Here is a 22,822-nt window from a genome sequence, read left to right as displayed (position 1 = left end):
AGAGCCTAGGAAACTAGGTTCTTTTATTTTGTTATATTACAATATCGTAAGAGAGCTGTAATGAAAATCGATAGGGGAGAAATACAATTTCGTATACACTTCATGTATAGAGAAATGCGAGAGCAGGTGAAGGTATACGATGGATTTTTTAGAAGTATCAAAACGTAGTATAAAACGAAATATGAAAGATTATTTTCTATACTTTATTTCATTAGTAGGCAGCATTATTATTTATTTTACATTCGTATCGATTAAACGAAATGAAAGTGTAGTAGCTCTTTTAAAAGAGTCGGATAAAGTGGAAACGACATTTACGTTTGCACAAATATTGTTGATTATCTTTTTAACGATATTTATTTTTTATTGTAATAGCTTCTTTTTGCGAAAGAAGAAAAAAGAAATTGCGCTATACAGTTTATTAGGTATTCGTAAAGAGGAAATTGCTAAGTTACTCTTTTATGAAACACTATTAGTTGGTGCTGCGGCAAGTGTATTAGGTATTATTTCTGGTTTATTTATAGCGAATATATGTGCAGGGCTTCTTGTGAAGTTAATGGGAAGTGCGTTTACTTTTACATTTACGATTTCATTTTTATCTATAGTAGAAGTCCTTATAACGATAGGTGCGATTTTCTTTATTGCATCATGGAAAAGTAAAAAGTTAATTTATGAGCATCGTTTAGTTGAATTACTATATGGTGAAAATCAGAAAGAAGAGGCACCTACGTATTCAAGTAAGAAGGCAAAACGAGCGATTGTTTTATTAATTACAGGTTATATCATTGCGTTACTCACACAAGTTTTTGGATTTGGAGCAATCTTTATTACAGGTCTACTTATTTTTGGGTGTATTGTAAAAGGTACGTTTTTACTATTTGAGCAGTATACAGTGAAATCACTCCATAAAATAAAGGGAGATAAAACGAAATATTGGAATGGAACGAACATTTTATCGATTTCTTCATTGTTCTTCAGAATAAAAGGAAACGTAAAGATGCTTGCTCTATTATCTTTATTAAGTGCAGTGACACTATGTACAATTGGAATTAGTTCTAGTATGTATTATGGAGCGCAGAAAACGGCGACGTTAATGAATCCAGTTAGTTATGAGTATGTAACAACTGGAAAGGAGTTAGATAAGAAAGTTAGAAAAGAAATTCAAAAACATGAGTTAGGAATCAAAAATGAAACGTCTGTAGCTATGCTCTCTATGCAAGGGAAGATAGAGGGAGAACAAATATTAACAGGATATTTAATAGGTAATGGTAACGTACAAGTTATAAAAGAGTCAGATTTTAATAAATCTGCTTCTATGTTAGGTAATAAACAAGTCATTCTAGGTTCTGAAAAGGGAGTTGTTTTATTAGATCCGTATAAATCATATAACATAGAAAAGAATTCGCTTGAAGGAAACGACGTATCCTTTGAAGGGATGAGGAATGGTATAACAATCGTTGATCATCGTGAGGAAACAATTGTGAGTGCGAAACTTGCACCGGTTGGACTTGTTGTTCAAGATTCGTTATTTAATAAGCTGCAGCAAGGACATGCTGTTTCAACAGTTAGTGGATTTATCGTTGAAGGAAACGGTAGTAGAGAGCTAACGAAAGAGTTAGGGACTATCTTATCTAAGGAAGCAAAATTCCAATCCTTTGAAGAGGCGAGCCAATCTGAATTGCAAGATGGTGCAGTATTATTATTTGCAAGTATATTTTTAGGTATTGTCTTTATTCTTGCTACTGGATGTATTTTATACTTTAAACAAATAACAGAAGCGATGGCAGAGCGACCGGCATACGGAATGTTAAAGAAAATCGGACTAACGAAAAGGGAAGCAACAGAGTCTGTAAGAAAACAAGTAGGAGCGATTTTTGTAGTACCATTACTGCTTGCGATTTGTCATACATTCTTTGCATTTTTAAGTTTGATGGGCTTTACAGGAATGTTTGAATATAGCCTTCCTTTACTAGGGAGTATAGGGGTGTATATCATCATTTACTTTAGCTACTATATGTTAACGGTTCGTTCGTACACAAATACTGTATTCAGCGATAGAAAAGAAGCAAGCATGGATTTCATGCTTGCTTCTTTTCTATTTTGTAGAAACTTCACCTTCAGTTTCTGTTTGCGGAATAAAGTATCCGACTATACCACCAATTATTGCTGGAACAATCCAGCCAATACCTAATTCATAAAAAGGAATTGCGTGTACGATATTAGCGATAAAACTTGGTATCATTCCCACATTATCAAGTGCATGAATACAGCTAATAAGGAATGCCGCAATCATCGCTCCGATATAGACGGAAGGTTTACGTTTCGTATATTTATCAATAAAGGATACGAAAACTAAAATGATTGTAATTGGGTACAAAATAATTAATACGGGTAATGTAATTTTGATTAATAAGCTTAATCCTAAGTTTGAAATAACAAAGCTAAATAAACAAACATATAAAACAAGTTTTTTATACGATACATTTGTTAGGACTGTTGTGAAATAGTTGGCGAATGCACTTACAACACCAATTGCTGTCGTTAAACAAGCAAAGATAATTGCGATACTTAATAAAACATTACCGCTTGTCCCAAAGAATTGATACATAACAGTAGCTAATAGCTGACCGCCATTTTCAAATTGTCCTAAGTTCCCGTTTGAAGCGCCGATATAGCCGAGTAAGAAGTAAACAATTGTTAAGAACAGGGCCGCAATGCTTCCGCAAATAATTGTATATTTCGCAATGGATTTCTTATCTTGTATCCCGTTTTGACGAATGGCATTTACAACAATCGTTGATAATACGAGTGCTCCGATTGCATCTAATGTTAAAAAGCCTTCAAGAAATCCCTTGAAAAATGGAATTTCTTTATAGTCACCAACAGGTTCTGCAAATGATCCTGGTGAAAGAATCGCTTTTGTTGCCATAATTGCAATAATTACAAGTAAAATGGGTGTTAATATTTTACCGATATGATCTACTAATTTGGATGGATTTAATGATAAGAAGTAGACGACTGTAAAGAAAATCGCACTAAAGACTAACATAGAGTACCATTGATCTGGGAATAGTGGTGAAATCCCAATTTCGTAAGATACAGATCCAGTTCGTGGAATAACAAATAGTGGGCCGATTGAAAGATAAATAATGATGGCGAATACTGCTGCGAATTTTGGATGAACACGGCTCGCTAAAGTATTAAAGCTACCACCAGCAAGGGCAACAGCGACGATAGCTAGTAAAGATAAACCGACGTCTGTAATAATAAATCCTGTAATGGAAACCCACATATTCTCTCCGGAAGAAAGACCGAGAAGAGGCGGGAAAATCATATTACCAGCACCGAAGAAAACTGCGAATAGTAGTAAACTAATCGAAAGTATTTGCGCTGGTTTTAAAGTTGTACGCATATAAAGAAAAGCCTCCTAATGAGTGTTTTTGTCGAAAATTCAAATAATTTGTCGAGTAACTGTTATTATTTTAAAGGTCTGATGACTAGAAAGCAAGAGGGAATTTTATAAATATTAAAAAATAATGCATTAAATTGAATAAATATACTATTTATATGTTAATTAGGAATAATTTAACTTTAAATATAAAAAAACACATATCGTTACGATATGTGCGTTAAAAGAAAATCTTTTTATCACGTTCTTCTTTTAAAATTTCAACCGCTTCTCGGAAACGTTGTGAATGGACAATTTCTCGTTCACGTAAAAAGCGCAAGCTGTCGTTTATGTCGGGGTCGTCAGATAAATCAATTAGCCATTGATAAGTTGCTCGTGCTTTTTCTTCAGCGGCAATATCTTCATATAAATCTGCGATAGGGTCTCCTTTTGCTTGAATATAAGTAGCGGTAAAAGGAACGCCACCTGCATTATGATAAAACAAAGCGCTATCGTGATTAGCGTACTGCGCATCTAATCCGGAAGCTTTCATTTGTTCAGGTGTTGCATCTTTCGTTAATTTATAAATCATCGTAGCAATCATTTCTAAATGGGCGAACTCTTCTGTACCGATATCGGTTAGTAAGCCAACGACTTTGTCAGGAATAGTATAACGCTGATTTAAGTAACGGAGGGCGGCAGCTAGTTCACCGTCCGCACCACCGTACTGTTCAACTAATAATCTTGCGAGTGCTGGATTACAAGTACTCACTTTAACAGGATATTGTAATTTTTTTTCATAAATCCACATAGTTTCTCTCCTTTATCCCGCGTTAACGGGCAGTAAGACTACCATCTCAAAATTCGGTTGAAGCAAAGAAGTTAAGTGGGAGAGCAACTGCCCGTAAACGCCCGATTGGTTTAACTAATAATAAGTGGAGGATGAACAAAACCCCCACTTATTAAAGTTTCACTTTATATTTGCCATGGCCACGGTCCTTGGCTCCATTGCCATGGAGCGTTAGAATAACTATTTCCGAACTGCTGAAGTGGCCCGTATTTTTCTTCAATTTTTTGTTGTAATACTCTTCGTTTATAGGAGAAATCGTTGAATTGATTTATAGCTGCAGTATCGTCGGGGTGCGTATCTAAATAGAGGGTAAGTTCAACTAATACAAAGTCTAGTTCTTGTAGTTCTTCAATCCATTTGTAATATTCATCAGGCAATGTTTGTGTCACGTTTTTATTCACCGTCCTTTTTTGTGAGGATTTTCATAAAAATCATAAAAAGCAGGCCATAAAGTCCCTTTTCTTAAAGCTTCTTTTGGTGGGAATTGGGGTAAGTTAGGTGGTTGAAAGCCCATAAATAGGTGTGGGGGAGTTGAGTAATATTTCTTTCCAATTGGAGGGCAAGGATCATTTGGACCGTGATAAGGTATGTAAGATTTCATGAATTTATCCATGTTACACGCCTCCTTTATAAATGAAATATTCATCACTACGTATTGTATTCGTACATAATTGCAAATTATGACTCATATAGAAAACTAAAAGGGGCAGGGGGAGTGCGGATGGAAAGTGTTACAACATGCATTGTATTAGAATCTAAAAACTTAAAGGAAACATTATATTTTTATGAAGGAATTCTAGGGTTTAAACCGAGCGAGGAGAGGCCACAAATACGTGTAACAGGTGTGTGGTATGATATCGGTTCAACGAGAATTTGTTTTGTTGTAAATAGGGGACTGGGAGAGTATCAAGAAACTGTTACATCATCAGTGAAGGAACTATTGTTAAAAACTGCAAATATCGAGCGGTTAAAGAAAAAGTTAGCGCTTTACCAAATATCATTTGTAGAAGAGCGCCGCGGTGAAGAAGTTAAAATAATATTTCTTGATCCAGATGGTCATACACTCCAATTTATTTCAATAGAGAACATGGCAAAGGGCCTTTTACAATCTAATAATCTGAATGGTGAATGAGAAAAATATTGACAAGCTTAGGCAAATATTTTAATGTGATTGTATAAAACTGTGTATATAAAGGGGAGTAACTTATTACAGTAAAGTCGTCATTACAGGGAGAAACCCTCGGCTTTATTGGCAACGTTTCGTTGTTAGTGAGACCTTTACCAGCAATGGTAAAGGCCCCTTATTGTCTTTTTTAGGACCCTTACCATATTTGGTAGGGTCCTTTTTGTATACAAAGAGAGGAGAAATAATAATGAAAAAACTTATTAGTAGATTAAGAGTTGTATTTCATGTCCGTCGTTTCATTCCATTCTTATTTGACTTTTTCACTTCAAAAGAGGTTTCAATAAAGAAGAAAATTTTATCTATTGCTTTTTTAGTTGGTTATGTAGCGATGCCGCTCGATTTAATTCCAGACTTCCTGCCGTTTATCGGTATTTTAGATGATATTGGAATTGTGTTATTCATTTTGAATCGAATTGTAAAGATGGCGCCAGTTCAATTGCAAGAAAAGCATAATGTAAATATCGGATAGGAGTTGAAAATATGGAGCAAATTATTTTAGATATAATCGAGTTTTTAAAGCAGTTTTCTTATTTTGGAGTTGTACTAGCATTAACGTTTGAATTTATTCCAGCAGAAGTTGTTTTGCCCATGGTTGGATATTGGGTATACGAGGGTGATATGAATTTTTGGTTAGCTGTATTAGCTGGGACACTTGGCGGAACGACAGGACCATTAACGTTATACGCACTCGGTTATTACGGTGGCCGTCCTCTATTAATAAAGTACGGGAAATACTTCTTTATTAAAGAAGAACAAATTCAAAAAGCAGATGATTTCTTTGAGAAATATGGACCAGTTGTAGCATTTGTTGGACGCTTTGTGCCAGGGGTTCGAACGCTTATTTCTGTTCCATGTGGTATGGCGAAAATGAATATATGGAAATTTAGTATATATACATTTGTAGCAATGTTTCCGTTAACGACTTTGTATATTTATTTTGGAATGAAGTTAGGTCCACATTGGGAAAAAGCAGCGGGTGTTGTTGGACAATATATGCTACCGATATTACTAGTCGTGGTTATTGTTGTAGGTGGTATTTTAATCTATAAATTTATGAAAAAAAGAAACAGAACGGAATCTATCTAGTCATTGGTAATGGAATTTGCATATTTCTTGAAAATAGATGAATAGTACAGGCAAAAGACTCTGAAGGACATACACATATAGGGAATATAAAAGAGAGAGGGGAAACAGCTATGTCTTGTGAGTGCTCAGGGTCAGCATTAACTTGTTGTCCAGATAAAAATTATGTACAAGATAAAGTGTGTAGTCCGTGGTCTGCTACTGTAGTTGCAACAGCAATTGATAATGTTCTTTATACAAATAATATTAACCAAAATGTAGTTGGTACTGGTTTTGTTAAATATGATGTTGGTCCAGGTCCAATTACTGTAGAAGCGCTTGATTCTGCTGGGGCTACAATTGATACACAAACATTAAACCCAGGAACGAGTATCGCTTTTACGTATCGCCGCTTTGCTAGTATACAAGTTGTGTTACCTGCAACACCTGGTGGAACGTATCAGGGAGAATTTTGTATTACAACACGTTATCCACTTTCATAGTAGAATAGGAGAGGATAGAAATGGGAATGAGAAGTTCCGGTTTGTCTTGTTGTTCTAATAAAACACTTGTGCAAGATCAAGTATGTACAGACTGGTCTATTACAGGTGCTGGTACTCAAATTGTATATACGAATAATATTACACAAGAAATATATGGTTCAGGTTATGTGAAATATGATGTAGGCGCGAATCCCATTACAGTTGATTTTTTAGTCGGTGCTACAGTAGTTGATACAATTACTGTACAACCACAAAGTAGTGGTACTTTCACTGTACGATATTTTACTACTGTCCGAATTACTACGACAGGAACAACTGTTAATCAAGGCGAGTTTTGTATTACAGTACGTTATCCAATTTCATAAAAAAAGCATACCGTAAATGGTATGCTTTTTTAAAATTGAGGAAGTAATAAAATTGGTATTCTATAAGCAACATGTAAATTGGCAACAGTACTTGCCTTCTAAATATAGTGAAGGATTATTTTGTATATTAATAATACTAACGGATTTTAAATCTTTACCTGTGTAAGATATTGTATTGCCAGGAAACACAGTGAAAATATTGGTTACTGCTCCAATGATTTGAATTGTAATTGCTTCAGTGCTGCTAGTACTATTGTAAACCGAGACAGTACCTGATATAAGCAGTATCCCATCACTTTGCCACAGTATCATTGATTGTAGTGCATCTTTGGTAGAGAGAATGGTGTTGTTAGTTATGAGGAAATTCCCTGCAAATTCATTTGTTACTCGCTCACAACTTGGATTTGGAGGAGGGGGCGGTGGACAAGGGTCTGGACAAATGATAGATAAAGGAGCGAAACAGCCAATATTTTTTTTGTTCTTCAATACAACCCCTCCTTTTTAAGTTGTCTTTTACTACTATTAAATGTAGAAGCATGGCCGATGTGTTAAGAAAAGAAGAAAATTTTTAAAATTAAGATTGTCTAATAGGCTTACAGCTTAACTTATCATTAATGTTATAGAAAAGATTATATGTGAATAGACATGGGAAAAGAATGATCAGACTCTTTTAGACAAAAGGTGGTTGTATACAATAGTACGAGTAATGTTGGACTTAACACCTAATTAACTGTATATTTACAAAAATCTAATAAAATTAATTTGTTATTTAAACGATATTAATATGTTTAAGATAAAATAGCCCTTGTAATGAATCAATTATTATGAGGAGGATTCACGTGGAAAGAACTGCTTTACGAAAAGTAAAAGGTCTTATTGGATTATTAATGGTGTTTGTATTGGCATTTGTATCATTACCGTGGAGTACGTCGGTTAAAGCGGAAGAGAAAAAGCAAGAAAAGGCACCAAGTGAGAAGAAAATCGTTTTCCCAGTTGTAAGTGATGTACATATTAAAAATAGTGGAACAGATGATACGTTTCGCTGGAAACGAGCGATTGAGCAATTCAATACGCTTGCACCAAAGCAAGATGCTTTTGTTATTGTAGGTGATTTCACGGATACAGGATCGCTGCAACAATATGATCGTTTCATGCAAGTGTACAATGAAAATGCAAATAAAGATGCGGTACGAATGAATTCTCTAGGTAATCATGATTATTGGAACGGTTTATCTGTAGAGGGAGCACAGAAGCGCTTTTTAGAAAAGACAGGAATGGAATCGATTTATTATCATAAAGTGGTAAAGGGTTATCATTTCCTTGTTATGTCTCCAGAGAATGGAACAACACATGGATATTATTCGGACAAGCAAATTAATTGGTTAAAAGAAGAAATGGCAAAGGCGCAAAAAGATGATCCGGAAAAGCCGATTTTCGTATTTTTACATCAACATATTAAAGATACAGTATATGGTAGCCATGAGTGGGGAACGCAAGATAGTGCGAAAATTAATGCAGTATTAAAAGAATATCCACAAGTCATTACGTTCTCAGGTCATTCACATTATCCGTTAGATGATCCAAGATCGATTCATCAAAAAGACTTTACGTCCGTTGGTACATCTTCTGTAAGCTATATGGAAGTTGAAGGTGGTAAAGTGCAAGGGAATATTCCTCCAGGGGCTAGCACATTAAGCCAAGGTTTATTAGTGGAAGTAGATGATAAAGAAGTAACAATTAATCGCCGTGATTTCCATACAAATTCTTGGACAGGCGAGCCATGGAAAATTCAGTTGCCATCAAAGAAAGAAACATTTACGCATGTAGAAGATCGTGATAAAGAAAAGCCATCATTTGCGAAAGATGCGAAATTGTCAGTATCAAATGTAACGGAAAACGCAGCAACTGTGACATTCCCGCAAGCAGTGGATAACCTTCTTGTCCATTCTTATCGTGTACAAGCGAAGGATAAGCAAACAGGTGAGATTAAAAATAAGTTATTAGCATTCTCAGAGTTTTATCGTGATCCAGTGCCGAAAGAACTTACATTTACACTTGCAGGATTAGATGGCGGGAAAGCCTACACACTTGAAGTAGTTGCAATTGATTCGTTTGGAAATGAGAGTGCGCAGCCATTAACAGCAGAAATCACAACGAAAAAAGATAACATTGATCCGAATGTAAAAGTACCAAAGGCAGACGTTTTTGATGTGAATTTCTTAGATGGAACATTTAAAGACAACTCATCATTTGGAACAAAAGGTGATGTGAAAGGTAATGTATCTATTGAATATAATAAAGCTTTAAAAACAAATGTAATGAAATTAAATGGACAAGCAAATACATTTGGATATCTTCCATTTTCAGCAGCACAAAAAGAAAAAGTAGCTAATTCATTTACGTTAGAAACTGTATTTTCAATGAATGAAATTCGCGGCCAAGGTATTTTGCAAAATACAGAGAGCGGTGGAATTGGTTTTGAGTCTACAGGAAGTGGCTATGTAGAATTATGGGCTCATATTGGCGGAAGCTATAAACGTGTGGGCGTTCAATTAGAAGCAAACAAAACGTATCATTTAACAGGAACATATAACGGCAGTGAAGTAGCAATTTATGTAGATGGTAAAAAAGTAAATAGTCAGCCAGCTCAAGGGAAAGTATATCACCCGAACGTACCATTCGCACTTGGTGCAGATCCTGATAGCAACGGAAATGGCGGTATTCCGTTAAATGGACAAATTGCATTAGCAAAATTATATAGTAAAGCATTAAGTTCTTCAGAAGTAGTAGCGGCATATAACGAGTTTTCTACTCGTACAAAATTAGAGCAAGTAAATACGTTATATGAAGAAATCGGAAAAGTGAAAGAAGTATTGGCAGGTACTTATGAATTTGGTGAAAAGCCAGGTCAGTATTCTCAAGAAGCTTTTAAAGAATTACAAAAAGGTTATGACAATGCAAAGAAAGTGTTTGAGAATATAGCGAGTACAGGAGAACAAATTGTTCAAACGTATAATGAATTAAAAACAGCAAACCAAACATTTGTCCAATCAAAGGTAGCAGAAGAACAGCCAAAAACACCGAAAGAAAAATTACAAGTGAATATTGAATCTGCAAAAGCTTTAGTAAAGAAAGCACAAGATGGAAATGTAACAGACGGTTCTGTTAAATCATTAAGTCAAAAAATCACAGTTGCAGAATCTGTGTTAAAAGATAAAAATGTAAAAGATGAGTATGTGGAATCAATGAATCGTACGTTAGAGCATGCTATTTCATTGGCTGAAAAAAGTATCAATAAGTAAGGTATAAGAAAAAGAAGCTTATCATGATAGGCTTCTTTTTTGTTATACTAAAAGTAGTATAGAAAAAGGGAGCGAATAATTTGGAAGAGAAAAAGATAAAAAGAATTCTTGAATATGTATGGATCGCCGTTGTGCTCCTTGTAGGATATTATTTATTAAAAGATAAAAGTATATGGGTTCTATTTTTAATGACATTTTTATTAGCGGGATTAGGAACGCTATTTATTAACTTTTTCTTTGATAGCGTAAACGCGTGGAGAAAGAAAAAGAAAGAGACGAAGTAAGGGAAAAATAAGTATACAAAAGTTGAACGGTATATTTTTCGTTTTACAATCGTTAATGAAAATAGCTCGCCTTTATTATAGGCGAGCTATTTTTTTATGCTTCTTTTTTCTCATCATTTGTTTTTTCATTAGCTAAATGACTATGTTTTCTAGAGTAGAAGAAGTAGACGCATAAACCGATTATAAGCCAGACTGCAAAGCTGATCCATGTCGTTTTAGACAAATTAATCATTAAATATAAACAACAAAGAATAGCGACAACTGGTAGTACAGGTACGAGTGGTGTGCGGAAGCCACGTTTTAAATCAGGATGAGTTTTACGTAAAATAAGTACAGCAAAGCAAACGAACGTGAAGGCTGTTAACGTGCCGATGTTTACTAAGTTCGCTAGTAAATGTAGGTCTAAAAGTCCTGCTAATAAAGCTGCAAATACCCCAGTAATCCATGTGTTTAGTAAAGGGATTTTCACTTTTTTATTTACGCGTGATAACGCTTTTGGGAGTAAGCCGTCTCGGCTCATTGCGTAAGAAACACGAACTTGTCCATACATAACGACTAAAAGAACGGTTGTCATTCCTGTCATCGCACCAACTGCAAGTAGCCCCGCAATAGTATCTTCACCAACGAAATGTAGTGCAAATGCAACTGGATCAGAAACGTCTAATTGCGTATAAGGGACCATGCCTGTTAAAACGAAAGATACGATCATGTATAAAACTGTACAAATAAGAAGGGAACCGATAATGCCAATTGGTAAGTCACGCTGCGGTTTTTTCGTTTCTTCTGCCGCGGTTGCGATTGCATCAAAACCTAAAAAGGCGAAGAAGACAGTGGCAGCTCCGGTAATAATACCGTCGTACCCGAATGGAATGAACGGTGTCCAATTTTCAGGCTTTACATATTTTGCGCCTGCTACAATAAAGGCGATAATAACTGCTAATTTTATAAGGACCATAACATTATTAATGCGTGCGCTTTCGCGTATACCAAAACTTAAAAGACCAGTAATGAGAAGTAAAATACAAACAGCTGGTAAATCAATGAGACCACCTTTCCCTGTACCAGGGGCCGAGGAAATAATGGTGGGAAGGTGTATATTGAACCCTTGAAGCAATGATTGTAAGTATCCAGACCAGCCAACAGCTACCGCTGCAACAGCGAGTAAATATTCGAGCATTAAACACCAACCAACGATAAAGGCGACGACTTCCCCGACTGTCATGTATGCGTAAGTGTAAACACTGCCTGAGACTGGTATAGAAGAAGCGAATTCGGCATAACAAAAGGCTACACAAGCACAAGTAAATGCAGCAATAAGGAATGATAGCATAATACCAGGGCCAGAATGTTTCGCGGCTACGATACCTGTTAATACAAAAATCCCTGTCCCAATTACGGCGCCGATTCCTAAAAACGTTAAATCGAGTGCCGTTAATGTTCGATCTAGCTGCCTTGGTGATTCAGTACTAAGCGCTTTTTTTCGTAATAATGATTTCACTTTAGACTCTCCTCCCATTTTTCATCTCCATAACTGCGAATATAGTATGAGCCCACTAGAAAGAGTATGTAAGTAAATGGAGGTACAGTTATGGTATGTAGTTTTTTAAAATTGCTGGATTAATTTTATTATAATTCAGAATATTTTGTCAAATAAAAATATGACAAATAAAATGCGAATGAATAGGGGAAACTACTTGCAGAAATAGACGAGAGTTAACAGAGTGACAAAACCACTCATTAAAGTTTCACTTTATCCCGCATTAACGGGCAGTAAGATTCCCACCTCAAAACTAGGCTGGAGCAAAGAAGTTAGGTGGGAGATTAACTGCCCGTAAATGCCCGATTGGTTCAGCTAATAATCAGTGGGGATGGGAAAATTCCCCACTCATTAAAGTTTCACTTTATAAAGTAGGAGAAGATGCTATGTTATTTTATTTTGAACTTGTCGTCATTTTACTTTGTACGAAATTAGCTGGTGATATGAGCGTGAGACTGGGACAGCCTTCTGTACTTGGTAAATTAATTGTTGGTATTATTATTGGTCCGGCTGTGCTAGGTATTATTAATAGTTCTGAATTGATTGATGAACTGAGTGAGATTGGTGTTTTACTACTTATGTTTATGGCAGGGCTTGAAACGGATTTAGAAGAGTTAAATCGGAATTTGAAATCTGCATTCGCAGTAGCGATGGGAGGAATTATTTTCCCATTCCTTGGTGGGTATTTAGCAGGACTTGCGTTTGGAATGTTACAGTCGCATGCGATCTTTTTAGGGTTATTACTTTGTGCCACTTCGGTTAGTATTTCTGTTCAAACACTAAGAGATTTAGGGAAAATGAATACGAGAGAAAGTACGACAATTTTAGGGGCAGCTGTATTTGATGATGTAATTGTCGTTATTTTATTAGCATTTGTGATGAGTTTTTTAGGTACACAAGATGTAAATGTAACGCTTGTCATTGCAAAGAAAATCATCTTTTTTGTAAGTATTGTTTTCATCTCTTGGAAAGTTGTTCCATGGATTATGAAAATGCTCGTACCACTTCGCGTAACAGAAGCATTAATTAGTGCAGCTCTTATTATTTGTTTCTCATTTTCTTATTACAGTGAAATGATGGGGATTGCAGGTATTATTGGAGCATTTGCAGCTGGAATTGCCATTTCTCAAACAGAGTATAAGCACGAAGTAGAACATAAAATTGAACCGATTGCTTATGCGATATTTGTACCGGTGTTCTTCGTAAGTATTGGAATGGAAATTACATTTCAAGGTATCGGAAGCCAACTTTGGTTCATTATCATCATGACGCTTATTGCGATATTCACAAAGTTAATCGGATCAGGTTTAGGTGCAAGACTGACAGGATTTAACTTACAATCTTCTATTAGTATCGGTGCGGGGATGGTTTCGCGCGGAGAAGTGGCGCTTATCATCGCAGCGAATGGACTTGCGGCGAATTTATTAGCGAAAGAAAATTTCACAGCGATTGTTATTGTTGTTATATTGACGACAATTATTACGCCTCCGCTTTTGAAGAAGTATTTTGTATAGAGAGGAAGGGCTTATCTGATGTAGATAAGCTCTTTTTTATTGGAAAAAAGCAATAGTCATATAGCGTGAATAGGTTGTAATTATGGTAAAATCTACGTATATGATAAGTCGAGGGGGAGAAAAAGTGTGAGGATTACAAAGGGGAAGGTTATCGGTGTAATCATACTTATTGCATTATGTATACCATTTACCGCATGGAAAGAATCAAAAGTGAAAGATTTTCCAGTTTCTATTTTTTCTTCCTATGTAGAAGACGAAAACCTGAAAGACTATAAGTACACTGCTTTTGTACCTGACTTTGCAATTTGGATGCATGGATGGGAAAAACAGCGATCTGAAGGTGAAATAACGTCATATAAAAAAGAGAATCGAACTGTAATTGTTCACCACCCACCTGGTAATGATGGTTTTTATCTATATGATGTAAATGATATTAGAGAATATACGCAACCGTAAGAAGTGGAGGTTAAATAGTGAAAGCTTCAACATTACTATTTAAAATTGAAAGTAATATGGATCAATTTTCACCAGCTGAAAAGAAGGTTGCCATGTACATAATGGAGAATGCAGAGATTGTTCCGAACTTAACGACGAAAGAAGTGTCAACGAATGCAGGCGCAAGTGAGGCGAGTGTTGTTCGCTTTTGTAAATCGATTGGTATTGGGAGCTTTAAAGCATTTAAAATAGCGCTCGTTCGTGAATTAACAATTGCTGATTATAATATTAATGATTTTTCAGTGATGAATACGGAAGATGGACCGTACGACTTGTTTAATAAAGTTACGTATGTGAATAAAGCTGCAATTGAGGCGAGCGTTACTGCGATAGATAAAAAGGAACTTGAGAAAGCGGCAGATCGTATTGTAAATGCAGATAAAATTATATTTTATGGAGTAGGCGGATCAGCTACTCCGGCGATGGATGGGGCTTATAAATTTACAAGGCTCGGATTTACAGCGATGATGCTATCTGATTTTCATATGATGTTGCCGCTTGTGACGAATTTAAAAGAAGGCGATATATTTGTTGCGATTTCAACATCTGGTCGTACGAAAGATGTACTTGAAATGGCGCAATATGCGAAGAGACAAGGTGCAACAGTTATTGCGATTACAAAGCTTGACCAATCATCACCTTTATATAAAGAAGCGGATATTCGTCTTTGTATGCCGGATGTAGAGCAAGATCATCGTATTGCAAGTATTGCTTCAAGAATGACGCAACTGAATATGATTGATGCTTTATATGTGATTACTTTTAATCGTATTGGTAATAAAGTGTTGGATCAATTTATGGAGACAAGAGAAGAAGCTCTACGGTTACGGAAGTTAAAATGAGAAGATGGGGAAACCCATCTTTTTTTGCATACTGACATAAATTCGTCATGAAAAGAAATAAAATTTCATAAAATAATAAAGTAATGTTGATTTTAAATTTCTTAAAGTTATCATAAAAGTATGAAATTAAATTTCAAAGTGGGTGGTAATATGTTAGAAAATTTATCGACAGAACATCGTAATGAGAAGACGATGAATTTAGATGAGATGAGCATAAAAGAAGTTTTACAAAGTATGAATCAAGAAGATCGAACTGTTGCGTTAGCAGTTGAAAATGAAATAGAAGAAATTGCAAAGATTGTAGGGGCTGTCATTAAATCCTTTGAAGATGAGGGCCGATTAATTTACATTGGGGCTGGTACGAGTGGCCGTTTAGGTATTTTAGACGCGGTGGAATGTCCGCCGACATTTGGAACAGATGATAAAATGGTACAAGGATTTATAGCAGGTGGTTTGAAAGCGTTTACTAAAGCGGTGGAAGGTGCCGAAGACCGTGAAGAGTTAGCAGAAGAAGATTTAAAGAGTATTGGATTAAATGAGAAAGATACAGTGATTGGAATTGCGGCAAGTGGTCGAACTCCTTATGTAATTGGCGGTTTGAAGTACGCGGCTAGCGTGGGAGCGAGCACGGCGAGTATTTCTTGTAATAAAAATGCTGAAATAAGTAAATATGCAAAACTAAATGTGGAAGTAGAAACAGGCGCAGAAATTTTAACAGGCTCAACGCGTTTGAAGGCTGGTACAGCGCAAAAATTAGTACTCAATATGATTTCAACAGCTTCTATGATTGGTGTTGGGAAAGTATATAAAAACTTAATGGTAGATGTTCAATCTACAAATGAAAAGTTAGTAGAACGATCAAAACGAATTATTGTGGAAGCAACAGGGGTTAGTTATGAAGTAGCAGCGGAGTATTATGAAAAAGCAGAACGTAATGTGAAAGCTGCGATTGTTATGGTGTTATTGCAGTGTGAGTATGGGGAAGCACTGGAGAAATTAAAAGAAGCGAAAGGGTTTGTGAAGAAGGCACTATAAAATAATAGGGAGGGGGATTCTATTATGAAGAAAGAAGAGAGAATGGCCAAAGAGATTTCAGAGCAACTTGGGGGAGTAAAAAATATTCGTGGCATTGCTCATTGTATGACGAGACTGCGATTAACGCTTCATGATGAAAGTAAAGTGAATATGGAACTTTTGAAAAAGGTTGAAGGGGTTATGGGCGTTATTGAAGATGAGACGCTTCAAGTTGTTGTTGGACCAGGGACAGTAAATAAAGTAGCAGCTGAAATGGAAGTTTTAACAGGCCTGCGAATTGGTGAGGTGGCAGATCATCACCTTGAAGATCTTGGGCAAGAGATGAAGTCAGAGATTAAGAAGAAAAATAATACACCAGTGAAAAACTTTTTAAGAAAAATAGGAAGTATTTTCATTCCGTTAATTCCGGGGCTTGTTGCGTCAGGAATTATAAATGGGGTTGCTAACTTTGCGAAAAATGCAGGTGCCGATCCGAATGCAACGTGGCTACAAATGCTACTACTGATTGGTGGCGGTATCTTTACATTCTTAGGCATTTTAGTCGGCTGGAATACAGCGAAAGAATTTGGCGGGACACCAGTTCTTGGGGCAATTGCTGGTATTTTAATTTTTAACCCGGCGATGGCGACTGTAAAATTATTCGGTGAAGCGCTAGTACCCGGACGGGGCGGATTATTTGCAGTTATTTTTGCAGCATGGCTTATGGTTGTAGTGGAAAGACAAGTTCGAAAAGCTGTACCAAATGCAGTTGATATTATCGTGACACCGCTTATTACTGTGTTAGTGGTAAGTATCGTAACGATGTTAGCAATTCAGCCGGTAGCAGGTTTCTTATCTGAAGGAATTACAAGCGGAATTAATGGTATTTTAAGTATTGGCGGAGCGTTTGCGGGAGCGGTGCTTGCTGGAACATTTTTACCTCTCGTTATGGTCGGATTACATCACGGTTTAACACCAATTCATATGGAATTTATTAATCAAACGCACGTAACACCTTTATTACCAGTACTAGCAATGGCTGGAGCTGGGCAAGTAGGCGCAGCGATTGCTATTTTTGTAAAAACTAAAAACAAACGACTTCGTAACGTAATTAAAGGTGCATTACCAGTTGGCTTTTTAGGAATTGGCGAACCTTTATTATACGGGGTTACATTACCACTTGGGAAACCGTTTCTTACTGCTTGTCTCGGTGCAGCAGTTGGCGGTGCATTCCAAGCAGTTATGAAAACAGCTGCACTTGGAATCGGTGTATCAGGATTATCATTAATTCCGTTAATTGCTGATAATAAATATTTATTATATTTCCTTGGGTTAGTAGTTGCATATACTTTCGGTTTCATCTTTACGTACTTCTTTGGCTTTAAAGAAGAAATGGCAGAAAACATATAGAGAAAGGGATTCCTTTCTCTTTTTTTATTCATAGAAAGGGAGATTCATATGATAGGAGTTTCAATTTATCTTTCAAAAGAACGAGTAAAGAAGCAAGAAGAGTGGCTAAAAGTAGCGAAGAAAAACGGGTTTTCATCTATTTTTACATCATTGCACATTCCAGAAGATGATCCAAATACGTATAAAGAGTTAATTCAAATACTTGGGAAACAAGCTCTCGAAAATGAAATGGAATTAATGGTCGATGTTTCTCCAAAATCGTTACATCATTTAGGGATGACGTACGAAAATGTGGAAGAGTTAGTAGAGTGGGGTATTACTGGTTTACGCATGGATTATGGCATCACGCCGAAAGAAATTGCACGCGTATCCCATAAGATGAAAGTAGCTTTAAATGCGAGTACGATTACAGAATCATTTTGGAGAGAGTTACTTACGGAAAATATCCGAGTAGATTGTGTAGAAGCGTGGCATAATTTTTACCCGCGCCCAGAAACAGGACTAGCCAAGTCCTTCTTACAAAAACAAAACCAATACTTACATGAGTGCGGAATAAAAACGATGGCATTTATTCCGGGAGATGGTGAAAAACGCGGTCCATTATATGAAGGTTTACCGACATTAGAAGAACACCGCTATATGCGGCCGCTTGAAGCGTATTTAGAACTTGTGCAAGATTGTGGTGTCGATAAGGTGTTAATCGGGGATATAAGCGGAAGTCTAGAAAGTGTACAAGAAATAGCGAGTGCGAGTAGAGGAATTATTCCAGTGCGATATGAACCATTGATCAAGGAAAGAGAAGTATTAGAAATGGTAGAACAAGTGCATACAAATAGACTAGATCCAGCTCGTGATGTCATTCGTTCTGTAGAATCACGAGAGGAAACTAAAGTCGTATTACAGCCGATGCAGACCATTGTAAGAAAGAAAGGCAGCATTACAATTGATAATGAATTGTACGGTAGATATGCTGGAGAAATGCAAATTGTTGTAAATGATTTACCTGTAGATGAGAAAGTGAATGTTGTTGGAATGGTTGTGGAAGAGGACGTGCTGTTATTGCCTTATATTGGTGCTGGAAAAAAGTTTCAACTTTTTCTGTGTGATAGAGTAAAAGCTTGAATTAGCGCTATTTTATAAAAAACATTATTCGTAAAACGGATAATGTTTTTTGTTTTCTTTAAAAAAAGCATTTGACGAATGAAAAGAAATACCGTATTGTTTTGTCTTGTGAATAAATGTTCACCATAACAAAACAAAAAAGGGGAGTTCAAAATGAATCAATATATTGGGAATTTAATTATTCGTATCGTGTTAGGAGTAACGTTCTTTGCACACGGTTTAGCAAAGTTTCAATCAGGTATAGATAACGTAGCAGGATGGTTTACAAGCATCGGATTACCAGGTGGTCTTGCATATGGCGTAGCGACAGTTGAATTAGTAGGTGGTATATTATTAATTATCGGTTTAGGCGTAAGATATGTAGGATTGTTATTCGCTCTTATTTTAGCTGGAGCTATCGTAAAGGTAAATGGAGCAGCAGGATTATTAGGAGATGGAAAGAATCCAGGATATGAATTAGATCTTGCATTATTATCAATGGGTGCGTATTTATTCGTTGTAAAAGCAGAAGGATATGTAGATCGTTTCTTAAAAGAGAAAGTAATGAAAACGAAGTAAATTTTATTTATAAATTGTTGACTTAAATAGTTATTGTAACTATAATGGTTACAATAACTGAATTAAGAATAAAATAATTTGAATATTTTTTTACACAAGTTGTAACTAAATTAGTTACAACTTGTGTAAAGAATAAATAAACGAGGGAGGAAGTACTATGCCTAAATCAAATTTAGAAATTATTCGAAGCACATATGAAGGATCAGCTTCTTCGAATGCAAAACATTTAGCGGAAGCCCTCTCTGAAAAAGTAGAATGGACAGAGGCAGAAGGTTTTCCTTATGGCGGAACGTATATAGGTGTAGAAGCTATAATAGAAAATGTATTTAGCCGTTTAGGATCAGAGTGGGATAACTATAAAGCGAGTGTAAATACGTACCATGAAGTAAACGAAAAAGATGTAATTATTGCTGAAGGGGTTTATTCAGGAGTTTATAAAGAAACGGGAAAATCGTTTGAAGCAGAATTCGTTCATGTATGGCAGCTTAAAAATGAAAAAATTGTAAAATTAAAGCAATATGTGGATAGTTTTATTGTACGAGAAGCGATGAAGGTTTAAAATGAAATAAGGAAACAAATGGAATCGGCTGTGCGCAGGCGATTCCATTTGTTTATGTAATTATTAGGGGAATGGGGAGTACATAATATGAAAAAATGGATAATAGGGACAATTACAATGATTGTAATTGCGATAGGAGCTGTATTCGGTGTTACGAAACTTCTTAATTATATAGAGGAAGAAGAGAAGAGTCTTAAAGAACAAAAAGTAATGGGGCAACAGGAGAAGAAAGTTAAGGAAGAGAAGCCACAAGCTAGTGAAGATGAAATTATTTCTACAATGCATAGGATGGTACATCAAAAAGTGAAGTCCTCTGAAAAATGGGGATTTATTGAAATGACAAATAAGGAAATTCGTATCGCGAAGAACGCAGTAGAAAGCAGTACAAATTTCAAATATAAATCAAAGCTACTTTCTACGTTGGAACGCTGGGAGAAAGGGGATTTTTCACAAACGGTTGAGGAGCATAACTTTTTGTGGGAAATTCAAGGTGGTGATACTGGAAAAGCAACAGAACGTTTATCGCCAGAAGAAGAAAAGCAGTATGTGAAAGAAATGAAAGGTAAATAAAAACATCGCCACTTTGGTGGCGATGTTTTTGATTAAGAATGTTTTCGCATTAAAGCTCTAGTTGGCTGAATAGCAACGGTTTTGAAATGAGAAAATAAATAACATCCTGTCACGACGATAATTGTACCGAAAATTTGAATCCATGTTAATTCTTCTCCAAGGAAAATAAATGCTAAAATCGCTGTAAAAATGGGATTGAAGTTTAGAAAAATACCTGATGTTGTAGCTCCTAATTTTTGTACGCCAATATTCCAAAACACCATACAAAGTACTGTTGATATTAATCCTGTATATAAAAGTGATGTAATGAAAGAAGAATTAATATTGGAAACAGTGAAGCTACCTATGTTAAATGGCAGTAATAAAATAACGCCGAAAATACCAGAATATAATGTTGCCATGAGTGGTGTAGTTGTTTTTGTAGCCCATTTACTACAAACAGAATAGATTCCCCAAATACAAACTGCCGCAATCATCCATAAATCTCCGCTATTAAAATGTAGTGAAAATAAAAGTGCGAAATTTCCTTTTAAAAGGACGAGAATAACCCCGAAGAAAGAAAGAATCATTGATAAAATTTGAAGCGTATTTACTTTTTCTTTTAAAAATAAAGATGAAAATAGTGCAATTGAGATCGCGTTTAATGTAGAAATAAGTCCTACATTCGTTGCGGATGTTTTTTCAAGTGCTAAAAATTGAAAAATGTTAAACAGAGCAACGCCTGAAATGCCCATAAGTATTAACGGAAGTATTGCAGCACGAGGCGGAACGATTTTTTTTTCTTTAAACCATACCATCGGTAATAAACAAACAATCGCAATCATCCATCTTAAACTTGTCAGTGTCATTGGTGATGCATGATCAACGAGCGATTTCCCAACGACGAAATTTCCTCCCCATAGTAAGCTCGTTAATAATAGTAAAAAGACGTAAAAATAAGGCATACAAAAATCCCCTTTGCCGTAATTAATATGAATTGTAAATAATTTTAGCATTTTTCTTTATTTTGTAATATATTCTTTTGTATAATGGTTAAAAATCAATAAAATATTTTGTTGTAAATACGATTTACAGAAAAACGTTCAGCTTTATGTAAGGTGTGAGGTGTTTTTTCGAATAATCATCGGTAATAAAAAGGGGGAATTTTGATGGAGTCATCTGTTATTAAAGTGTTAGATGATTTAGATGTACAAATTTTAGATATATTGCAGAAGGAATCACAAGTAAGTAACGCAGAGCTTGCACGGCGCGTTAATTTATCACCGGCTGCTATGCATGCAAGAATAAAAAGGTTAGATGGGGAAGGTTTTATTGATAAGCAAGTAGCAATTTTAAATCAAGAAAAGCTTGGTTTTGATTTACTATGCTTCATTTTTATGAGTACGAATATTCATCAATCAGATAAGCTGGAAGTGTTGGAAAAAGAATTAGAAGCGATGCCAGAAGTGTTAGAATGTCACTGTTTAACAGGAGAGTATGATTATTTATTAAAGGTTGCAAATCGTGATCGTAAAGAACTGGAGCAGTTTATTAGAAAGCTGAATAAGCTTGGTATTACACGGATACAGACGAGTTTAGCACTTCGTGAAATTAAATATTCGACAGTATTACCGATACGAAATGAGGAACCGAGCATCGATTAGATTGCTTGGTTTTTTGTTTGTATAAAGTGATTGACGGGGAGAAAGGAGAGATGTATTATTATATAAAATTATGTATTAAAATACAGTTCGAGTTATGAATATTAATATCGGGGGCAAGGGGATATAATATGAAAATCTTTAATGCGGTTACGAGTGATGTGAAAGAAATTTATAGTCTCATTGAAGCTTATGCAAAAGAGGGAGTGGTTTTACCGCGTTCTCTTTTATCTCTCTATCAATATTTACAATGTTTATATGTTATGAAAGAAGGAGAGGAAATCGTTGGAGTTGCTGGTTTACATGTGTTAGGAGAGGATCTTGCAGAGGTACGATCGTTAGTAGTTTCGCATACATATGCAGGAAAAGGGATAGGGCGTAAGTTAGTAAATCATGTAATGAATGAGGCGGAAAAGATAAAAGTGAACAGGGTAATTTCTTTAACATATGAAACGGAATTTTTTCAAAAGTGCGGGTTTGATTTTGTGAATAGAGAAGCATTACCAGAAAAAGTGTGGATTGATTGTAGACATTGCCCCAAAGTTGATTATTGTGATGAGGTGGCGATGATACGGTATGTTGGGTGAAATTTTTAGAGAGAAAAAAGGCCCACTATTATTTAAG

25 protein-coding genes and 1 pseudogene are annotated in these 22,822 nt (G+C 35.8%); 19 read left to right on the top strand and 7 right to left on the bottom strand.

Annotated elements, in window-relative coordinates:
• Positions 1-139 precede the first annotated feature (139 nt).
• Positions 140-2,059 (top strand): annotated as a pseudogene (locus Q3V31_RS22920) (FtsX-like permease family protein); the annotation flags it as partial.
• Between the two features lie 33 nt (positions 2,060-2,092).
• On the opposite strand, the gene brnQ2 reads toward Q3V31_RS22920, so the two are convergent.
• From brnQ2 to Q3V31_RS22900, 4 genes are all read right to left on the bottom strand, one after another.
• Positions 2,093-3,409: a branched-chain amino acid transport system II carrier protein BrnQ2 gene (gene brnQ2 / locus Q3V31_RS22915; RefSeq protein WP_016128764.1), complete on the bottom strand. Its 1,317-nt coding sequence runs from the start codon at positions 3,407-3,409 to the stop codon at positions 2,093-2,095.
• Positions 3,410-3,626: 217 nt separating this feature from the next.
• Entirely contained in the window at positions 3,627-4,196 is a 570-nt protein-coding gene (cotJC, locus tag Q3V31_RS22910) for a spore coat protein CotJC (RefSeq protein WP_016128765.1), read from the bottom strand.
• A 164-nt stretch (positions 4,197-4,360) separates the two neighbouring features.
• The gene (locus tag Q3V31_RS22905; protein ID WP_000194953.1) at positions 4,361-4,624 is read right to left on the bottom strand and encodes a spore coat protein CotJB; all 264 of its coding nucleotides are present in this window, start codon (positions 4,622-4,624) and stop codon (positions 4,361-4,363) included.
• 8 nt (positions 4,625-4,632) lie between these two features.
• Positions 4,633-4,848 (bottom strand): spore coat associated protein CotJA, encoded by a 216-nt coding sequence (locus Q3V31_RS22900; protein WP_000357170.1) that lies wholly within the window; start codon positions 4,846-4,848, stop codon positions 4,633-4,635.
• A gap of 108 nt (positions 4,849-4,956) precedes the next feature.
• On the opposite strand from Q3V31_RS22900, the gene Q3V31_RS22895 reads away from it, so the two are divergent.
• The 5 genes from Q3V31_RS22895 to Q3V31_RS22875 all read left to right on the top strand — a co-directional run bounded on the left by Q3V31_RS22895 (position 4,957) and on the right by Q3V31_RS22875 (position 7,351).
• Positions 4,957-5,367 carry a VOC family protein gene (locus tag Q3V31_RS22895; protein ID WP_016128766.1) on the top strand — a complete coding sequence of 137 codons (411 nt, stop codon included), beginning with the start codon at positions 4,957-4,959 and terminating at the stop codon, positions 5,365-5,367.
• Positions 5,368-5,608: 241 nt separating this feature from the next.
• Positions 5,609-5,890, top strand: coding sequence for a YkvA family protein (locus tag Q3V31_RS22890; protein ID WP_329767286.1), 282 nt, complete (start codon positions 5,609-5,611; stop codon positions 5,888-5,890).
• A gap of 11 nt (positions 5,891-5,901) precedes the next feature.
• Positions 5,902-6,507: a DedA family protein gene (locus Q3V31_RS22885; protein WP_016128767.1), complete on the top strand. Its 606-nt coding sequence runs from the start codon at positions 5,902-5,904 to the stop codon at positions 6,505-6,507.
• Positions 6,508-6,617: 110 nt separating this feature from the next.
• The gene (locus Q3V31_RS22880; RefSeq protein WP_002087413.1) at positions 6,618-6,986 is read left to right on the top strand and encodes a DUF3992 domain-containing protein; all 369 of its coding nucleotides are present in this window, start codon (positions 6,618-6,620) and stop codon (positions 6,984-6,986) included.
• A 20-nt stretch (positions 6,987-7,006) separates the two neighbouring features.
• Positions 7,007-7,351 carry a DUF3992 domain-containing protein gene (locus tag Q3V31_RS22875; protein WP_016128768.1) on the top strand — a complete coding sequence of 115 codons (345 nt, stop codon included), beginning with the start codon at positions 7,007-7,009 and terminating at the stop codon, positions 7,349-7,351.
• A 60-nt stretch (positions 7,352-7,411) separates the two neighbouring features.
• Here Q3V31_RS22875 and Q3V31_RS22870 read toward each other — a convergent pair whose 3' ends face one another.
• Positions 7,412-7,837 carry an S-Ena type endospore appendage gene (locus Q3V31_RS22870; RefSeq protein ID WP_016128769.1) on the bottom strand — a complete coding sequence of 142 codons (426 nt, stop codon included), beginning with the start codon at positions 7,835-7,837 and terminating at the stop codon, positions 7,412-7,414.
• Positions 7,838-8,190: 353 nt separating this feature from the next.
• Between Q3V31_RS22870 and Q3V31_RS22865 the strand changes: the two genes are divergently transcribed.
• Together Q3V31_RS22865 and Q3V31_RS22860 are read left to right on the top strand one after the other, a co-directional pair.
• The gene (locus Q3V31_RS22865) at positions 8,191-10,653 is read left to right on the top strand and encodes a LamG-like jellyroll fold domain-containing protein (RefSeq protein WP_016128770.1); all 2,463 of its coding nucleotides are present in this window, start codon (positions 8,191-8,193) and stop codon (positions 10,651-10,653) included.
• 80 nt (positions 10,654-10,733) lie between these two features.
• On the top strand, positions 10,734-10,937 hold the full coding sequence (locus Q3V31_RS22860) for a hypothetical protein (protein WP_002170516.1): 204 nt from the start codon (positions 10,734-10,736) through the stop codon (positions 10,935-10,937).
• A gap of 94 nt (positions 10,938-11,031) precedes the next feature.
• On the opposite strand, the gene bcaP is transcribed toward Q3V31_RS22860, so the two are convergent.
• Positions 11,032-12,435, bottom strand: coding sequence for a branched-chain amino acid transporter BcaP (bcaP, locus tag Q3V31_RS22855; RefSeq protein WP_033670382.1), 1,404 nt, complete (start codon positions 12,433-12,435; stop codon positions 11,032-11,034).
• Between the two features lie 425 nt (positions 12,436-12,860).
• On the opposite strand from bcaP, the gene Q3V31_RS22850 reads away from it, so the two are divergent.
• The 9 genes from Q3V31_RS22850 (at position 12,861) to Q3V31_RS22810 (ending at position 20,558) form a co-directional block, all read left to right on the top strand.
• A complete protein-coding gene (locus Q3V31_RS22850; protein ID WP_016128772.1) occupies positions 12,861-13,988 on the top strand; it encodes a cation:proton antiporter in 1,128 nt (375 codons plus the stop codon).
• 126 nt (positions 13,989-14,114) lie between these two features.
• Positions 14,115-14,444, top strand: a complete 330-nt coding sequence (locus Q3V31_RS22845) for an outer surface protein (RefSeq protein ID WP_329767285.1) — start codon at positions 14,115-14,117, stop codon at positions 14,442-14,444.
• A 17-nt stretch (positions 14,445-14,461) separates the two neighbouring features.
• Complete coding sequence (locus tag Q3V31_RS22840; RefSeq protein ID WP_000648163.1) at positions 14,462-15,325, top strand: MurR/RpiR family transcriptional regulator; 864 nt, start codon at positions 14,462-14,464, stop codon at positions 15,323-15,325.
• Positions 15,326-15,475: 150 nt separating this feature from the next.
• Positions 15,476-16,360 carry an N-acetylmuramic acid 6-phosphate etherase gene (gene murQ, locus Q3V31_RS22835; RefSeq protein WP_033670043.1) on the top strand — a complete coding sequence of 295 codons (885 nt, stop codon included), beginning with the start codon at positions 15,476-15,478 and terminating at the stop codon, positions 16,358-16,360.
• A 24-nt stretch (positions 16,361-16,384) separates the two neighbouring features.
• Positions 16,385-17,749, top strand: coding sequence for a PTS transporter subunit EIIC (locus Q3V31_RS22830; protein ID WP_097872502.1), 1,365 nt, complete (start codon positions 16,385-16,387; stop codon positions 17,747-17,749).
• Between the two features lie 48 nt (positions 17,750-17,797).
• Positions 17,798-18,871: a DUF871 domain-containing protein gene (locus Q3V31_RS22825; RefSeq protein ID WP_329767284.1), complete on the top strand. Its 1,074-nt coding sequence runs from the start codon at positions 17,798-17,800 to the stop codon at positions 18,869-18,871.
• 153 nt (positions 18,872-19,024) lie between these two features.
• Positions 19,025-19,429, top strand: a complete 405-nt coding sequence (locus Q3V31_RS22820) for a DoxX family protein (protein WP_001077751.1) — start codon at positions 19,025-19,027, stop codon at positions 19,427-19,429.
• Positions 19,430-19,586: 157 nt separating this feature from the next.
• The gene (locus Q3V31_RS22815; RefSeq protein ID WP_071735143.1) at positions 19,587-19,988 is read left to right on the top strand and encodes a nuclear transport factor 2 family protein; all 402 of its coding nucleotides are present in this window, start codon (positions 19,587-19,589) and stop codon (positions 19,986-19,988) included.
• An 87-nt stretch (positions 19,989-20,075) separates the two neighbouring features.
• Entirely contained in the window at positions 20,076-20,558 is a 483-nt protein-coding gene (locus tag Q3V31_RS22810) for a PRK06770 family protein (protein ID WP_000758761.1), read from the top strand.
• Positions 20,559-20,590: 32 nt separating this feature from the next.
• Here the strand turns inward: Q3V31_RS22810 and Q3V31_RS22805 are convergent, their stop codons facing one another.
• Complete coding sequence (locus tag Q3V31_RS22805) at positions 20,591-21,502, bottom strand: DMT family transporter (RefSeq protein ID WP_001146284.1); 912 nt, start codon at positions 21,500-21,502, stop codon at positions 20,591-20,593.
• Between the two features lie 204 nt (positions 21,503-21,706).
• Here Q3V31_RS22805 and Q3V31_RS22800 point away from each other — a divergent pair, with 204 nt between their 5' ends.
• Positions 21,707-22,201, top strand: a complete 495-nt coding sequence (locus Q3V31_RS22800) for an Lrp/AsnC family transcriptional regulator (protein ID WP_000446106.1) — start codon at positions 21,707-21,709, stop codon at positions 22,199-22,201.
• 128 nt (positions 22,202-22,329) lie between these two features.
• Positions 22,330-22,785 (top strand): N-acetyltransferase, encoded by a 456-nt coding sequence (locus Q3V31_RS22795; RefSeq protein WP_000689145.1) that lies wholly within the window; start codon positions 22,330-22,332, stop codon positions 22,783-22,785.
• The last annotated feature ends 37 nt before the right edge of the window (positions 22,786-22,822 follow it).

The organism is Bacillus nitratireducens, assembly GCF_036320425.1.
Lineage (GTDB): Bacteria > Bacillota > Bacilli > Bacillales > Bacillaceae_G > Bacillus_A > Bacillus_A nitratireducens.
The sequence above is the reverse complement of the archived record's forward strand: the minus strand, read 5'-3'. Positions and strand labels throughout refer to the sequence as shown.

Excerpts from the sequence above, each read along its gene's own strand:
- brnQ2 (WP_016128764.1), bottom strand. The coding sequence starts at position 3,409 with ATGCGTACAACTTTAAAACCAGCGCAAATACTTTCGATTAGTTTACTA.
- cotJC (WP_016128765.1), bottom strand. The coding sequence starts at position 4,196 with ATGTGGATTTATGAAAAAAAATTACAATATCCTGTTAAAGTGAGTACT.
- Q3V31_RS22900 (WP_000357170.1), bottom strand. The coding sequence starts at position 4,848 with ATGGATAAATTCATGAAATCTTACATACCTTATCACGGTCCAAATGAT.
- Q3V31_RS22895 (WP_016128766.1), top strand. The coding sequence starts at position 4,957 with ATGGAAAGTGTTACAACATGCATTGTATTAGAATCTAAAAACTTAAAG.
- Q3V31_RS22890 (WP_329767286.1), top strand. The coding sequence starts at position 5,609 with ATGAAAAAACTTATTAGTAGATTAAGAGTTGTATTTCATGTCCGTCGT.
- Q3V31_RS22885 (WP_016128767.1), top strand. The coding sequence starts at position 5,902 with ATGGAGCAAATTATTTTAGATATAATCGAGTTTTTAAAGCAGTTTTCT.
- Q3V31_RS22880 (WP_002087413.1), top strand. The coding sequence starts at position 6,618 with ATGTCTTGTGAGTGCTCAGGGTCAGCATTAACTTGTTGTCCAGATAAA.
- Q3V31_RS22875 (WP_016128768.1), top strand. The coding sequence starts at position 7,007 with ATGGGAATGAGAAGTTCCGGTTTGTCTTGTTGTTCTAATAAAACACTT.
- Q3V31_RS22850 (WP_016128772.1), top strand. The coding sequence starts at position 12,861 with ATGTTATTTTATTTTGAACTTGTCGTCATTTTACTTTGTACGAAATTA.
- murQ (WP_033670043.1), top strand. The coding sequence starts at position 15,476 with ATGTTAGAAAATTTATCGACAGAACATCGTAATGAGAAGACGATGAAT.
- Q3V31_RS22830 (WP_097872502.1), top strand. The coding sequence starts at position 16,385 with ATGAAGAAAGAAGAGAGAATGGCCAAAGAGATTTCAGAGCAACTTGGG.
- Q3V31_RS22825 (WP_329767284.1), top strand. The coding sequence starts at position 17,798 with ATGATAGGAGTTTCAATTTATCTTTCAAAAGAACGAGTAAAGAAGCAA.
- Q3V31_RS22820 (WP_001077751.1), top strand. The coding sequence starts at position 19,025 with ATGAATCAATATATTGGGAATTTAATTATTCGTATCGTGTTAGGAGTA.
- Q3V31_RS22815 (WP_071735143.1), top strand. The coding sequence starts at position 19,587 with ATGCCTAAATCAAATTTAGAAATTATTCGAAGCACATATGAAGGATCA.
- Q3V31_RS22810 (WP_000758761.1), top strand. The coding sequence starts at position 20,076 with ATGAAAAAATGGATAATAGGGACAATTACAATGATTGTAATTGCGATA.
- Q3V31_RS22805 (WP_001146284.1), bottom strand. The coding sequence starts at position 21,502 with ATGCCTTATTTTTACGTCTTTTTACTATTATTAACGAGCTTACTATGG.
- Q3V31_RS22800 (WP_000446106.1), top strand. The coding sequence starts at position 21,707 with ATGGAGTCATCTGTTATTAAAGTGTTAGATGATTTAGATGTACAAATT.
- Q3V31_RS22795 (WP_000689145.1), top strand. The coding sequence starts at position 22,330 with ATGAAAATCTTTAATGCGGTTACGAGTGATGTGAAAGAAATTTATAGT.